This window comes from Gudongella sp. DL1XJH-153, assembly GCF_049310905.1.
GTDB lineage: Bacteria > Bacillota > Clostridia > Tissierellales > Tissierellaceae > Gudongella.
This window is the reverse complement of the sequence record NZ_JBMEMN010000049.1, coordinates 1-16,224: the sequence shown is the minus strand read 5'-3', so window position 1 is coordinate 16,224 and position 16,224 is coordinate 1. Positions and strand designations below refer to the sequence as shown.

The 16,224-nt window shown below is 39.7% G+C and carries 11 protein-coding genes and 1 riboswitch; of the genes, 10 read left to right on the top strand and 1 reads right to left on the bottom strand.

Features of this window, described 5'->3' with window-relative positions; translation table 11 throughout:
* The first annotated feature begins 171 nt into the window (after positions 1–171).
* The 4 genes from guaB (at position 172) to ACOEN1_RS12740 (ending at position 7,141) form a co-directional block, all read left to right on the top strand.
* Entirely contained in the window at positions 172–1,623 is a 1,452-nt protein-coding gene (gene guaB, locus ACOEN1_RS12755) for an IMP dehydrogenase (protein WP_422487286.1), read from the top strand.
* 410 nt (positions 1,624–2,033) lie between these two features.
* Entirely contained in the window at positions 2,034–4,967 is a 2,934-nt protein-coding gene (locus ACOEN1_RS12750; RefSeq protein WP_422487285.1) for an acyl-CoA dehydratase activase-related protein, read from the top strand.
* Positions 4,951–6,285 (top strand): hypothetical protein, encoded by a 1,335-nt coding sequence (locus tag ACOEN1_RS12745; RefSeq protein WP_422487284.1) that lies wholly within the window; start codon positions 4,951–4,953, stop codon positions 6,283–6,285. Before ACOEN1_RS12750 ends, ACOEN1_RS12745 begins: the two co-directional genes overlap by 17 nt.
* Positions 6,286–6,364: 79 nt before the next feature.
* Positions 6,365–7,141, top strand: coding sequence for a DUF975 family protein (locus ACOEN1_RS12740; RefSeq protein WP_422487283.1), 777 nt, complete (start codon positions 6,365–6,367; stop codon positions 7,139–7,141).
* Positions 7,142–7,190: 49 nt separating this feature from the next.
* Here the strand turns inward: ACOEN1_RS12740 and ACOEN1_RS12735 are convergent, their stop codons facing one another.
* The gene (locus ACOEN1_RS12735) at positions 7,191–8,822 is read right to left on the bottom strand and encodes a hypothetical protein (protein ID WP_422487282.1); all 1,632 of its coding nucleotides are present in this window, start codon (positions 8,820–8,822) and stop codon (positions 7,191–7,193) included.
* A 137-nt stretch (positions 8,823–8,959) separates the two neighbouring features.
* Between ACOEN1_RS12735 and ACOEN1_RS12730 the strand changes: the two genes are divergently transcribed.
* The 6 genes from ACOEN1_RS12730 (at position 8,960) to metA (ending at position 16,132) form a co-directional block, all read left to right on the top strand.
* Positions 8,960–9,601 (top strand): L-fuculose-phosphate aldolase, encoded by a 642-nt coding sequence (locus tag ACOEN1_RS12730; RefSeq protein ID WP_422487281.1) that lies wholly within the window; start codon positions 8,960–8,962, stop codon positions 9,599–9,601.
* 152 nt (positions 9,602–9,753) lie between these two features.
* Complete coding sequence (locus ACOEN1_RS12725; protein WP_422487280.1) at positions 9,754–11,022, top strand: hypothetical protein; 1,269 nt, start codon at positions 9,754–9,756, stop codon at positions 11,020–11,022.
* A 131-nt stretch (positions 11,023–11,153) separates the two neighbouring features.
* Positions 11,154–11,519: an ArsR/SmtB family transcription factor gene (locus ACOEN1_RS12720; RefSeq protein ID WP_422487279.1), complete on the top strand. Its 366-nt coding sequence runs from the start codon at positions 11,154–11,156 to the stop codon at positions 11,517–11,519.
* A 306-nt stretch (positions 11,520–11,825) separates the two neighbouring features.
* Positions 11,826–13,655: a heavy metal translocating P-type ATPase gene (locus ACOEN1_RS12715; protein WP_422487287.1), complete on the top strand. Its 1,830-nt coding sequence runs from the start codon at positions 11,826–11,828 to the stop codon at positions 13,653–13,655.
* Between the two features lie 66 nt (positions 13,656–13,721).
* Positions 13,722–13,830: riboswitch (SAM riboswitch) on the top strand.
* Between the two features lie 74 nt (positions 13,831–13,904).
* Positions 13,905–15,188: an O-acetylhomoserine aminocarboxypropyltransferase/cysteine synthase family protein gene (locus tag ACOEN1_RS12710; RefSeq protein WP_422487278.1), complete on the top strand. Its 1,284-nt coding sequence runs from the start codon at positions 13,905–13,907 to the stop codon at positions 15,186–15,188.
* 17 nt (positions 15,189–15,205) lie between these two features.
* A complete protein-coding gene (gene metA, locus ACOEN1_RS12705) occupies positions 15,206–16,132 on the top strand; it encodes a homoserine O-acetyltransferase MetA (protein ID WP_422487277.1) in 927 nt (308 codons plus the stop codon).
* The last annotated feature ends 92 nt before the right edge of the window (positions 16,133–16,224 follow it).

Here is a 16,224-nt window from a genome sequence, read left to right as displayed (position 1 = left end):
AATGGAATTCTGTCTTTTAATATTTACTTATCACACTGAATAGCACTGTTTAAAGTATACTTTTTCAGTGGCCTCGCTTAAGGCTCCTTTTTTCTTTACTTGACATTACCGGTTGCTTTTGTTACATTATAAAGAAATAAAAATGGGTGTGAATTAAAAGGAGGAGTTAATTTGGAATTTGTGGGAGAAGGCTTAACCTTTGATGATGTGTTGTTGTTGCCAGGAAAATCAGAGGTACTGCCAAGAAATACCAATACAGGTACTAATCTAACTAAGAAGATCAGGTTGAATATACCACTTATGACAGCTGGAATGGATACTGTAACAGAGTCAAAGATGGCCATTGCAATAGCTAGAGAAGGTGGAATAGGAATTATTCATAAGAACATGTCCATAGAAAAACAGGCTCTTGAAGTGGATAGGGTAAAAAGATCTGAACATGGAATAATTACTGATCCTTTTTCATTATCAAAGGATCATGCTGTAGCCGAAGCACTTGAACTTATGGAGAGATACAGAATATCGGGAGTACCGATAATCGAAGAGGACAATACTTTGGTTGGAATTCTTACCAACAGGGACATAAGATTTGAAAAAGATATTAGCAGAAAAATCGATGAGGTTATGACAAAGGATAACCTTATAACTGCCCAGATTGATATAACAATGGATGAAGCCCTTGAAATCATGAAGCAGTATAAAATTGAGAAACTGCCACTGGTAGATTATGAATTCAAGCTTAGTGGCTTAATTACGATTAAGGATATTGAGAAATCAATTGAATTTCCGCATTCAGCAAGGGATGAAAAGGACAGGCTTCTGGCAGGGGCAGCTGTTGGAGTAACCGGAGATATGATGGATAGAGTTGCTGCTTTGGTTAAGAGCCAGGTTGATGTAGTTGTCTTAGATACGGCACACGGACATTCCAAAGGGGTACTTGAGGCAGTAACAAAGATTAAAACAAACTTTCCTGACCTTCAGGTTATTGCAGGAAATATAGCAACGGCTGAGGCTACTGTGGATCTCATAAATGCAGGAGCGGATGCAGTAAAGGTTGGAATAGGACCAGGATCAATTTGTACTACAAGGGTTGTAACTGGAATTGGAGTTCCGCAGGTTACTGCAGTTATGAATTGTGCAAAGGCTGCAGCTGAATATGAAGTACCGGTTATAGCTGATGGAGGAATCAAATACTCAGGAGATATCACAAAGGCAATTGCAGCAGGTGCCAATATAGTGATGGCTGGTTCAATGTTTGCCGGCACTGAGGAAAGTCCAGGAGAAGAAGTGTTATTTGAAGGAAGAAGATACAAGGAATACAGGGGAATGGGTTCCCTGGGAGCCATGGATTCAGGTAGCAAGGACAGATACTTCCAGGAGGATACCAAGAAGTATGTACCTGAAGGAGTGGAAGGTCGAGTTCACTACAAAGGAAAGCTTGGAGATGTTGTATATCAGCTGATTGGTGGATTAAAATCAGGAATGGGTTATATTGGAGCAAAGGATATTCCTGAGCTTCAGGACAAGGCGAAAATGATTAAGATTACAGGTGCTAGTCTTGTAGAAAACCATCCGCATCATATAACAATTACAAAGGAATCTCCTAATTATCAGAGGGGATAGATTATGGAACCAGGTTAATTACCTGGTTCTTTCTAATTCAAGAATTTACTTGTCAGGGTTCTAAAGACCTTAGGTGTTTACTCACAGTTCTGGATTCAAGTCCGACTAAAATCAAGCGCTCGTTTTCTTAATTGATTCCTATGCCGCTTCGCTTGGAGGAATCAAAACATTACGAAATCCTCGCTGGATTTTGCGGTCGTTCTTTCATATGAACTGCTTAGCAAAGCACCTTTCGGTCTTATATACAAGAAAGGAAAGTCTGTATAAATACCCTATCGATAGAATTATTCAAAATCTTTGATTTTGTTGTAATTCATCGAGGGGGTATGAATTGAGAACTGGTATAGATAGACTTTTGTCGATAAATGTAGTAAAATGATGGCATAATATGAGGGATTAAGGTGATCATGATGAAAATTGGCTTGGACGTCGGTTCCACAACCTTGAAATGTGTCGTGCTGGATGAGAAGGATAATTTAATCTTTCATTCCTATGAGCGGCACTTTTCTCAAATCAGGGAAAAAACGGTGGTGCTTTTAAATGAAATAATGAACAAGTTTCCCGAAGTAAAGGAAGCTAGTCTTTCAATATCCGGATCAGCTGGAATGGGTATGGCAGAGAAGCATGGCGTACCGTTTATTCAAGAGGTATACGCAACAAGGCTTGCAGTAATGAGGGAAGTTGAAGGAACTGACGTTGTAATAGAGCTAGGTGGAGAAGATGCAAAGATTCTATTCCTTTCAAACGGGCTTGAGGTAAGGATGAATGGCTCATGTGCCGGTGGTACAGGAGCATTTATTGACCAAATGGCAACGCTTATGGGTATAAGTCTAACTGAAATGAACGATCTGTCAAAAAGTCATGAAAAGCAATACACAATAGCATCCAGATGTGGAGTGTTTGCAAAGTCTGACATCCAGCCTCTTCTTAATCAAGGTGCTAGTAAAAGCGATATGTCGGCCAGCATATTTCAGGCAGTGGTTAATCAGACAATAGGAGGCCTTGCACAGGGAAGACCAATCCGAGGGAAGGTAGTATATCTGGGAGGTCCGTTGACATTCTTCTCACAGCTAAGAGAGACTTTTAATTCGACCCTTGGAGTAAATGGAATATGTCCAGAGAATTCGCTATACTTTGTTGCAATGGGAGCGGCTATAAGCGATATTGAAACACCTGTCAATCTTGAGAAGCTTATTGAAAAACTGGATGCCAATACAACCAGGAAAACCTATGGTGGATTAAAGAAGCTCTTTGAGGACGAAGAAGAATACATGATCTTTAAGAGCAGACACGACAGAGAACAGGTTAAATACTCAGACCCACTTACATATAAAGGAAATGCATACCTGGGAATAGATGCAGGATCGACTACAATAAAAGCAGTCATTATGGATGAAGAGGATGGGATTCTGCATAGTATATATAGATCAAATCAAGGAAATCCAGTTCCTTTGATAAAAGATTTTTTAATGGATTTTTATAGAAAGTATCCAGACATAACAATAAAGACATCAGCTGTTACAGGTTATGGTGAAGAATTGTTGAAAAATGCTTTTTCACTTGATTTTGGAGTAGTTGAAACCATTGCTCACTACACTGCGGCTAAAAAATACAAGCCGGAGGTTGACTTTATTATAGATATCGGCGGACAGGATATTAAATGTTTTAAAATAAGGGATGGAGTAATTGATAGCATATTTCTTAATGAGGCGTGTTCCTCTGGCTGTGGGTCATTCCTTCAGACTTTTGCAGAGGCGCTTGGTTATGGGATTGGAGAATTTGCAAATCTGGGTATATATTCAAAAGACCCTGTGGATCTCGGTTCAAGGTGCACGGTGTTTATGAATTCATCTGTAAAGCAAGCACAGAAGGATGGAGCAAGTATTGCAGATATATCAGCAGGTCTGTCCATTAGTGTAATCAAAAATGCCCTCTATAAGGTAATCAGAGCATCATCTGTTAAAGATCTGGGAGAAAACATAGTTGTTCAGGGAGGTACCTTCTATAACGATTCAGTTCTGAAGGCATTTGAGGATGAACTTGAGCGCAAGGTCATCAGACCGAATATCTCCGGACTGATGGGGGCATTTGGTGCAGCCATCTATGCAAAGGACAAAGGGAATGATCATTCATCACTTTTAGGTATGGATGAGCTGAAAAAATTCAATCATCAGGTTAAGCTTGTAATGTGCGGATTGTGTGAAAATAATTGTAGCCTGACCGTAAACAGCTTTGGTGACAATAGAAAATATATCGGTGGAAACAGATGTGACAGGCCGGTAAAAAACAGGGATATTGAAGAACAGTATGATATCTATGATGAGAAGCTTAAGTTTCTCAAGGAATATAAATCCATCAAGGGAAGACGCGGAAGCATTGGAATCCCTATGGCTCTCAATATGTACGAGATGCTGCCTTTTTGGCATACGGTGTTTACCCTTCTTGATTTCGAGGTAATACGTTCTCCGTTTACTTCAAGAGAGCTGTTTATTAGGGGACAACATACAATTCCATCGGATACTGTTTGCTTTCCAGCAAAACTTGTCCACGGACATATTGAGTATCTAATTGATAAGGAAGTTGACACAATCTTCTACCCCTGCTTGACGTATAATATCGATGAAAAGATGGGAGATAATCACTTCAACTGTCCTATCGTGGCATATTACCCTGAGGTAATTGCTGCAAATATTGAAAGACTGGATCAAACAAATTTTGTCTTTGATTATATGGGACTTCAAAACAAAAAAGTTCTTTCAAAGAAGCTTTATGAAATATTGAAAAAGACCAACAAGGATATAAAACTTAGTGAAGTCAAATTTGCCGTAGACAGAGGAATCAAGGAATACAAGAGCTATATCAAAAAAATCCAGTCAAAAGGACAGGAATTTATTCAAATAGCAAGAGAGAATGGGAAAAAAATAATTGTGTTGGCAGGGAGGCCATATCATGTTGATCCTGAGACAAACCACGGGATATCAAAACTTATCACTGAATATGGAGTGGTTGTTATAAGTGAGGACTCAATAGGTAATCTTGCATCGAAAACGACAGTGGATGTATTGAATCAATGGACATATCACTCAAGACTATACTCCATAGCAGAGTATGTCGGGAATCAGGACGATATGGAGCTGGTACAGCTTGTGTCATTTGGGTGTGGTCTGGATGCGATAACAACAGATGAGATAAAGGCTATCTTGGAAGAAAAGGGGAAAATCTATACGCAGTTGAAAATTGATGAAATTACAAATCTTGGAGCTGTAAGAATCAGGATAAGAAGCTTGCTTTCTGCAATTGAACAAAAGGACAAGGAGGGTAAGGGTTATGGGCGTAAGAGTTAACAGGGTTGAGTTTACGAAGAAGATGAAAAAAGAATATACAATTCTATGCCCTGATATGACACCAATTCACTTTGCACTTCTGGAGAAGGTGTTCAGGAACTTTGGTTATAAAATGACGATTCTTAAGAATACCGGAGTTTCAGTTGTAAATCAAGGCTTGAGAAATGTTCATAACGACACATGCTATCCAGCTCTACTTGTGATTGGTCAGATGATTGATGCGCTTAATTCAGGAGAATATGATACAGACAGAGTTGCCTTGCTTATTACTCAGACTGGAGGAGGCTGCAGAGCTTCAAACTATATACACTTGCTAAGAAAAGCCTTGATAAATGCGGGTTATGATCATGTGCCGGTAATATCGTTAAATGCAGGAGGCATGGAAAAAAACAGCGGATTCAGAGTGTCTTTCCCAATGCTTAAGCAATCCATGGCAACGCTGATTTATGGTGACCTGCTAATGCTTTTGCACAATCAGGTTAGACCTTATGAAAAGAACACTGGAGACAGCCTTAAGAATCTAGACTACTGGGTTGATAGGCTGGGTGAAGAATTTCAGTCTGGAAAAACAATAAAACAGCATAGAATGAAAACCTTGATGAAGGAAATTGTAATATCCTTCGATGCAATTCCAAGGGAAGACAGTCATAAGGTAAAGGTCGGAGTCGTAGGTGAGATATATGTCAAGTTCTCAAGCCTGGGCAACAACCAACTGGAGGAATTTCTTCACAAGGAAAATTGTGAGGTTATGGTCCCGGGACTAATGGGGTTTATTATGTACACTGTTGAAAACGGGGTAATTGACCAGCAACTCTACGGCGGGAAGTTCTGGAAGAGCTTTATTATGGAAAGAATCAACAGATACCTTGGCAACCTTGAAAACATAATGATTGAAGCCATTCAAAATAACAGTGGATTTACTGCACCTTCACCATTTAAGCATCTGAAATCCTTGGTTAAGGGTGTAATTGGATTAGGTTGTAAAATGGGTGAAGGATGGCTGCTGCCAGCTGAAATGATGGAACTTATATCCAAGGGATACGAAAACATCGTGGTGACTCAACCTTTTGGATGTCTTCCAAACCATATAGTTGGCAAGGGTGTGCTGGCCAACATCAAGGCTATTAAGCCGGGAGCCAATATCGTACCAATAGATTACGACCCTGGAGCAACCAGAGTAAACCAAGAGAATAGAATTAAGCTTATGCTTTCAGTTGCAAGGGAAAAGCTGGAGGATGTAAAGGGAGCGGCATCACATATGGTTGAGGAGTCGGTCAAAGAGCATTCAAAGGATTCATTACCAATAAATATGATTTAGCTAGAAGCCTGATTTCGATCAGGTTTTTGGATTGACAAGGCTTTAACAAATTGGTAGTATTGGACTGGAGGTGTAGAAAATGTGGTCAAGAGCAGGTTTGAAGCAAGAGGCTAAAGATTTCCTAAGAAGAAACTACTGGAAAGCTTTTGTGGTCTGTCTCATAGTGGCAATCGTTACGGGAGGATCCGGAAGAAGCGAGTCTCAGAATGAACAATACTATAATGTTGAAAATGGATCTGTACTCGAAAACAGAGAGTATATAATTGATCTTAGTCCAAGAAATGAAATTTTCAACTTTACTTCTGATGGTATAGGTTTGGATAATCCTTTTGTTTTCGCAACAACCTTCGGGGTGTTTACTACAATTATCATTTTCGCAATTGTACTGGGTATAATAATTGGAAATGCTTTGCAGGTAGGGGAAAAGAGGTTTTTTCTTAGGGGTTTTGAAGGAGATGTTGAAATTGGAAATCTGTTTTCGACCTTTAAAAAAGGTCAATGGTTTCCCATTGCAGGAAAGATTTTTTTGCTTGAATTATACATTTTTCTCTGGACATTGCTATTTATAATCCCAGGCATAATTAAATACTATCAGTATAGAATGGTTCCTTACATTTTATCAGAAGATCCTGAGCTGCCTCTTGATGAGGCAATAGAAATTAGCAAGAGAATGACAGATGGTCAGAAGGGCGAGATTTTTGTTCTTGATCTATCATTTCTTGGATGGTATATGCTTGGGCTTCTATTCTTCGGAATAGGAAGCATATTTGTAAGGCCTTATCACGAAGCCACTATAGCTAAATTGTTTGAATACTATATAAGTAGTAGAGAGTATGAACCAGTCATGGACCACTAAGACACTAAAAAACCTGCCTTTTATTTAGAGGCAGGTTTTTTAATGATAACTAAGGGATCATTGATGAAATTTCTTTTCTTATGGTTGGAGTTATGATTCCATTACTTGTTTCTACTTTTTCAAGCATTATATTTATTACATCTGACATATGAGAATCAGGATATTTGTTTATTATTTCCTGCAGGATTTGTTTTGAATTATCTTTGTAGTTTCCGGTTTCCTGGTCAAAAACATCACCTGTCTGGGTCAGATACAACATGGAGTTCATATAGTTTTCATAAATTGCCAGAACTTCATCCTTAAACTCAGAATAGCTGTATGTTAGTCTAAAGGCCTCGATTTCAGTTATTCTATCTGCAAGAGACGACTTATCGATAAGCAGAAGCCCATTGTTTCTATGAGGCGAAGAGGTTTCTCTGGACATTATCTTTAGATACTTTCGGAATTCATTTGTGATATTTCCACCGAAGTCATCCACAAACCCACCATAGTCAATCTCGTAGTTATATTTACCATTTCCGGCCACAAGTAGATAACCAAGATCCAAGTTTCTAATCATCATTTCCTTAAGATCAGACTCAGATTGTAGAATCCGGTCTCTGCCAAGGTACTCCTCATCATTAAGTCGTTCCTGTGAAAGACCATATTTTTCAAAGAAAGAATCAAAGGAATAGTCCTTCATATACTTTGAAAACAGTGTAGCTACATCAAGACTTCGGTAGCTTTTATTTACCTTAAGTGAAAAGATGTGTTCCTTAAGGTTGTTTGTGACTTCCATTGCTGAATAATTATCAAGGTTTTCAATAAGGTAATCCCTGTAATCAGTATTTCCAGGATAAGGTTCATCAATTGTCATTACCGCGATTTGTGACTCCTCGGTCTCGGTCATAATGCCAAATTCCTGAGGAGCTTCCATCATCTGAGATTCTCTGGGAGTAGCAACTATCATGGAATCTTCTGATGCATTCTCTGATATGTCTATAAAATCAGCACTGTCCTTGCCATTCCACCTGTACCATAATTCTATTATGTCTGCATCAGAAGGGTTATCAGCAGTGGTTTCCGGGTCAATTGAACAGATGCTGAATTCAAGTATTCCATCTCCGTCAATGTCCATGATGCTGTTTGATGTCGTAACTGAGAAAAGGTTAACTTTTTTTGGGTTTAGTATGTTTTTAAGACTTCTTTCTTCAAGGATAAATCCGTATGTGACCCCGGCTTTGGAGCCAACCTGATTACTCAATAAGAGCCCTCTGACATTGTCGCTTATATTTCCAATTTTAAGAATATAATTTGTATTGTCGTAATTCATGTGGACCTTATCTGTCAAAACATATTCTGAAGAGTCATAGCTATAGACTAAAAGAGATCCCTGGTCATCAATGTTTGCAGGATTCCTTTTGATGTACATAGCTATTTCGGGTATCTCATCGCCAGTAAGGTCACCGATGGCGTAATGTCCCTCAGATATATCAACATCAGGATTAATTTGGAGCAAGTAGCTCTCTATTTTATTTCTAGTAAATTCTGATTCCAAGAGAGAATCGTCAAACGGAAAAAAGCTTTCAATAGAATCTTCAGCTGTCATAGTATTCATATCTTGGCTAGAACTTCCGCATCCTGACAGGATGATTCCAAATATAATTGTCAGAATCAGAAGAGAATATATTTTATTTTTCATAATTTGACTCCTTTCTCTTCATCATTATATAAAAAAAACTCTCTTAGTGTGTAACAATCAGGTTACAGAAATCCTGTAATTGACAGACTATTCAGGGATTGTTACTATAAAGGAACAAGAGTGGAGGAGGTAATATTATGCTGCTGAAGGAACTTAGGGAAAAGGTAGTTGAATACGGGAAAATGTTGATAGAAAGGAATCTTACAACAGGAACAGGCGGAAATATCAGTATATTTCACAGAGACTCTGGACTTATGGCAATCAGTCCTTCTGGTCTTGATTATATGGAAACAAGAGCCCAGGATATCGTTGTGATGAATCTTGATGGAGATGTAATTGACGGAGACAGGAAACCCTCTTCAGAATATGAACTTCACAGGGTATTCTATAAAGACAGAGAAGACATTTCGGCATTGGTACATACTCATTCCATATACGCAACCACAATAGCATGCATGAACTGGGATTTGCCACCTGTACACTACATGATTGCGGTTGCAGGGGATAATGTAAGGTGCGCTGAGTATGCAACTTTTGGTACAAAAGAACTTGCCCAAAATGCACTGGAAGGAATGCGGGACAGAAAGGCAGTTCTGTTGGCAAATCACGGAATGCTGGCTGGAGCCAGCACTGTTGAGAAGGCGTTCAGTATTGCTGAGGATATCGAATTTTGCTGTGAGCTGTATTACAGAACAAAGTCCATGGGCGAGCCGGTTTTGATTCAGCCAGATGAGATGGAGAGAATGAGGGAAAAGTTCAAGACTTATGGACAGAAATAGTTACAAAAAGGTTAAAATTTCAACAAAAATCAAAAATTATCACAACCTTATAGCAAAATGTGTTAAAATAAAGACGAATGTACTATGGTGATAAATTCCACTGTTAAAGTGGAATAAATCGTAAAAGATACATAAGAAAAGGAGAGATTTAAATGAAGAAAGTAATATTGGCTTTAGTTCTAGTTTTAGCCTTGTTCTCAACTAGTGTTGCATCAGCTGCTCCAGCGACGCCAGCCGGAGAGTACTGGGAAGATTTAAAGGTTATGTACGATGAATGGGTAGCGATGGAAGGCGAATCAGATATAAAAATTACACTTACAATGCCAGAAGAAGAACCAATGGTGTTTAATGTAAATCTGAAGTCAGCTGGAAATTTGGAAAACATGACAGCTTGGATGGAAATTGTTATTACAACTGAAGATCCAGAGCTTGAAATTCCAACAATTCATATGATTACTCAGGGATCAGACATGTACCTGAACACGGAAATTGTAAAGTTTATCGCTGAAAAGATGGAAATGGGCGATGCGGTTCAAATTGAAGAAGAATACGTTATGCTGGAAAGTGGAGAAGGAGTTCCACAGGTAGACAAGCAGTACCTTCTTGAAATTCTAGAGTTTGTTGAAGAAATGGAATTAGATTTTGAATTTGACATGACAAAAGAGGATGACACTTACACTCTAACAATCGATTCAGACCAGATGGTTGATTTATTCGGTGCTTATATGAAATTCACTTTGGAAAACTCAGCTGAATTGATGGAGCTTACAGGTCAGGAGATGGAAGTTGAGCTTACTGAAGAAGAAATAGAACAGGCACTGGCTATGTATGAGGAAATATTCGTTCCAATGCTTGAAACTGCAAGAGAAGCAATAAGGGGAAGCTACTATAAGCAAGTAACTACAATTACAGATGAAAGCTACGTAGAAGAGGGAGAATTCTATCTTACTTCTCCAGTTGGAGAGATGATCTTAACAATGGAGTCAACTTCAAATAGGTTGGATGACTACACAGTTGAGATTCCTGAATCAGTTAAAGTATATACACAAGAAGACCTGAACAATCTTATCATGGGGAGCATGGCATTTCCTGAAGAAGGAAGAAACCTTGCTGCGATGATTGATGTTGACGAGAACATGTATATGGTTATTACAGAAACAGAAGCAATGGAAGGTGAAGTGGAGATAACAATCTCAGATGAAGGATTGTCATATATGAGTGTTAAGGATGCCGTTGAAATATTCGGACTTGACATGGAGCCTTCAGAAGAATTGATGCATACAAGAGAGCTGGAAAACCACGGATTTGATATAGAGTGGAATCAGCAGCTTAGAATGATAGAAGTTTATGTGGAAATGCCAGAGGTACCAGTAGAAATGCCAGAGCTACCTAATGAGGTACTTATGGAAATTGAAGGATAATAGTGGGTATGAACCGTCTCTTGTGGAGGCGGTTTTTCTTTGACCAAATTTGGGCTTGTTTTATTCTTGAAATAGTAGTAAAATATACTTGAACATATGAACAGATATTCATATGAAAGGGGTATATGGAGATGAGTTCTGAGAAAAACATTGCAGTTTGTGACTGTACAGTAATACATGAAGAAACGGTGAATAAGGTAAGGGAAGGCATGCCTGAAGAAGGCGTATTGGAAAGATCCGCTGATTTTTTCAAGGTTGTTGGGGACAGAACCAGAATAAGGATTCTTCATGCTTTATTCCTCTCTGAGATGTGCGTTTGTGATATTGCTGTCCTATTGGATATGAACCAGTCCGCAATATCACATCAGCTAAGGGTTCTTAAACAGTCGGGGCTTGTAAAATACAGAAGGGAAGGGAAAATTGTGTTTTATTCCCTTGACGATGAGCATGTAATGAACATTTTGGACCAGGGATTGGTCCATGTAAGTCATAATTAAGATGGAGGCATAAGAATGAGTAAGCGAGAATTTTATTTGGAGGGCATGGACTGAGCTAATTGTGCTTCTAGGATAGAAGCAAGAATCAAGCAACTTCCGGAGGTTTCAGATGCCTCTTTGAACTTTATAAGCAAGACCCTAAGTGTGCACCAGGAAAGCGACTCTCATGAATTAGGGACACAGGTAAAAAAAATAGTCCTCTTCTTTGAACCACACGTCAAGGTTGTGGAAAAGGATGATTATCTTGCTGAAGATGATGAAGCCCGTGGACATGGAACTGATCATTTTCAACATGCAACGAAGGATATGAAAGGTGTAATTGCAGGAGCTGTTCTGTTTGCTGCAGCCTTGATACTACCAGTTGATGGATTGCCTAAACTCTTATTGTTTCTTCTGGCATACTTTCTGATAGGTGGAGAAGTAATCCTTAGAGCAGTGAGAAATCTTACAAGAGGTCAGGTTTTTGACGAGAATTTCCTGATGACGATAGCTACAGTCGGGGCATTTGCAATAGGTGAATACCCTGAAGGTGTTGCAGTAATGCTCTTCTACCAGATTGGGGAGTTCTTCCAGGATTATGCTGTAAACAAATCTAGAAAATCAATTGCAGACCTAATGGATATCAGACCTGATTATGCCAACTTGGCTCGGGGAGATGAGATTACAAAGGTAAATCCTCAAAAGGTTAAAAAGGGAGATGAAATTGTAATCCGTCCTGGCGAAAAAGTACCACTGGATGGTGTGATACTAGTAGGATCATCTTCAATGGACACCGCGGCTCTAACGGGAGAATCGATTCCCAGGGATGTTAAAGTGGGAGAATCAGTTTTAAGTGGATTTATTAACAAACAGGGGCTCCTGAGGGTAAAGGTGGAAAAGGAATTCAACGAATCGACAGTATCAAAAATTCTGGAACTCGTTGAAAATGCAGCATCAAAAAAGGCTCCAACGGAAAACTTTATAACCAAGTTTGCCAGGTATTATACACCGGTTGTGGTATTTTTTGCCCTCGGGCTTGCCATAATTCCACCGCTGGTAATAGAAGGAGCATTGTTTTCTGATTGGATTTACAGAGCATTGATCTTTCTTGTCGTATCTTGTCCTTGTGCTCTTGTGATATCGATTCCCCTTGGATTTTTTGGTGGAATTGGAGGTGCATCAAGACAGGGTATTCTAGTCAAGGGAGGAAATTATCTTGAGGCCTTAAACTCGGTTTCCACAGTGGTGTTTGACAAGACGGGAACCTTGACAGAAGGAAAGTTCCAGGTTGTTGATGTGATATCATCCGGAGAAATGTCTGGTGAGGAACTTCTTTATCTTGCGGCCTTAGGCGAAAGTCATTCTTCTCACCCAATTGCTCAGTCTGTAGTAAAGGCAAATAAAACCAAGCTGGATACGAGCCTTGTAAAAGAATACAAGGAGCTTGCTGGACTTGGGGTTATGGCTGAAATAGACGGGAAGAAGCTGCTGCTTGGAAATTCATCGCTGTTTAAGGACGAAGGGATAACGGTAAAAGCAGAGGACAATGGAAAAACCATTATTCATATTGCAGTCGATTTAGAGTACCAGGGATATATTCAAATTGCAGATAAAATAAAATCCAATGCAAAAGAATCAATCCAGAGACTTAAGCAACTTGGAGTACAAAATGTAGTAATGCTTACCGGTGACAGGGAACAGGTTGCACTGCAGGTGGCTGAAGATCTTGGAATAGACAAGGTATACTCAGAGCTGCTGCCACAGGATAAAGTTGCTGCAATTGAAGAGTTGACGGGTGGACTTCAAAAAAACAAGAAGCTGATTTTTGTTGGCGATGGGATAAATGATGCCCCTGTGCTTGCAAGGGCTGATATAGGGGTAGCAATGGGGGCTCTTGGCTCTGATGCCGCAATAGAGGCAGCTGACATTGTCCTCATGACAGATGAGCTTACAAAGCTTCCTGTGGCTCTTGACATAGCATCCTGGACGAAAAGAATCGTATGGCAGAATATCATTTTTGCTCTGGGGGTCAAAGGAATTGTATTGGTTATGGGAGCAGCAGGTATGGCAACCATGTGGGAAGCAGTATTTGCAGATGTCGGAGTGGCATTGATTGCAGTCCTTAATGCCATGAGAGTCATGAGATATAAAGTTTAAAAAGGCTCTTGACAAAGATTGACAAAGAGAATAATATAGACTGAAATACTAAAATTTAATAATTGTAACTTATCAAGAGAAGTGGAGGGAATGGCCCTGTGAAGCTTCGGCAACCTACGCATATGCGCAAGGTGCCAATTCCAACAGTGTACAAATGTGTACTGGAAGATAAGAAAAGGTATATACCGCTTCTTATTGAAGCGGTTTTATTTTTTTTGATTGACGAGTTGCAGTTAGGAGGAGGATGACATGAGAAATTATTCACTAGAAACACAATGCGTACAGGGAACCTACAAACCGGCTTCAGGACAACCGAGGGTATTGCCTATAGTCCAGAGTACAACATATCAGTACTATGATTCTGATGATATGGCAGACCTGTTTGATCTTAAGAGTGCCGAGCATATGTATTCCAGAATCAGCAATCCTACAGTAACCGAGTTTGAAAACAAGATGGCTCTTCTTGAAGGAGGCGTGGGAGCAGTTGCTGCTTCATCAGGTCAGGCTGCGACTACACTGGCAATACTGAACATCTGCAATGCAGGTGACCATATAATTGCTGCATCAACAATTTATGGAGGTACATTCAACCTTCTAGGGGTAACTCTTAAAAAGTTTGGAATTGAAGTAACCTTTGTCGACCCTGAAGCAACGCTTAAGGAGATAGCAGCGGCAGGTAGAGGCAGCACAAAGGCGGTATTTGGAGAGACAATTGGAAATCCGGGTCTTAATATTCTCGATTTTGAGAAGTTCGGCAAGGTTGCAAAAATCTTGGATGTTCCCTTTATAGTAGATAATACTTTGGCAACACCAGTTCTTTGCAAGCCCTTTGAGCATGGTGTGGACATAATAATCCACTCGGCAACAAAGTACACTGATGGGCATGCAACAAGTGTTGGAGGAATAGTCATCGATGGGGGAAGCTTCAACTGGGACAATGGAAAATTTCCAGAACTGGTGGAGCCTGATCCAAGCTACCATGGAATAAGCTATTCTAAGGATTTTGGTCCAGCTGCATATATAACTAAAGCAAGAGTTCAACTGTTAAGGGATTTTGGAATGACCTTAAGTCCGTTCAGTGCTTTTTTGTTCCACCTTGGATTGGAAACACTTCACTTAAGAATGGAGAGACACTGTGAGAATGCATTCAATCTGGCAAAGTTTCTAGAGAGCCATCCTGGAGTTCAGTGGGTTAATTATCCATTTCTTGAATCTCACAAAACATATGATACAGCAAGGAAATATCTTAAGGGAGGAAGTGGAATCCTGACCTTTGGAATAAAGGGAGGCGCACAGGCAGGCAAGGAACTAGTAAAGCATTTGGATTTGACAGCACTTGTAGTGCATCTGGGAGATCTGAGAACCAGCATACTTCATCCTGCAAGCACTACCCACAGACAGCTTACAGAAGAGCAGCAGATTAAGGCAGGTGTAAGTCCCGATTTGATAAGGGTTTCAGTTGGGATTGAGAATATAGAGGACATAATGGCTGATTTTGATCATGCCATAACTCAGGTAACTAAAAACATCTAAGGAAAGGAGGATGACATATGCCAGTTGTAATTCCGGGATCCCTCCCGGCTTATGATATATTGAAGAATGAAAAAATATTCGTAATGGAGGATGCCAGAGCCTATGGTCAGGATATACGACCACTTGAAGTTTGCATAGTCAACCTTATGCCAACCAAGATTGAGACTGAGACACAGCTTATCAGGATGCTAGCCAACACTCCACTCCAGATAAATATTCACCTGGTTCATATGAGATCACATGAATCAAGAAACACCAGGCAGGAACACCTCGATAACTTCTACCTAACATTTGAGGACATTAGAAACAGAAAATTCGATGGGATGATCATTACAGGAGCACCTGTTGAAAATCTGCCCTATGAGGAAGTAGATTACTGGGATGAGCTTGTTCAGTTGATGGAGTACTCAAAAAGGAATGTTTTTAGTACATTGCATATCTGCTGGGGAGCACAGGCAGCGCTATATCATCACTTTAGGCTTAAGAGAAGGTTTATGGACAAAAAGCTCTTTGGAGTGTTCAAACATAGTGTTACATCTGCAGGTGGAAGACTGATGAGGGGATTTGATGATTCGTTTTGTGCACCTCACTCAAGATTCACACAAATTGACAAGGAGGAGTTTGAAAAAGTTCCGGGAATGAGAATTCTTGCTGAATCTGAAGAAGCGGGGGTTCACATCTCCTCGATTTCAAACAGGAGACAGATCTTTGTACAGGGGCATGGAGAATACGACAGGGAAACCTTGAAGAAGGAATATGAAAGAGACCTAAAGAAAGGTATCAACGAGATTCCAGTTAACTATTTCAAAGAAGACAATCCGGATGGCAATATAGAAGTTAAGTGGAAAAGTCACTCTCAACTATTGTTTTCAAACTGGTTGAACTATTGTGTATACCAGGAAACTCCTTATATCATTGAAGAAATGGAGCCGTTAATTTACTAAAACAAAAAAAAGAAAATGGGGCTGTCGGGAAATAGCCCCTTTTGAAAAAACAGCACACTCTGAAGAGAGGGTGCTGTTTTTTTATCAAAAAA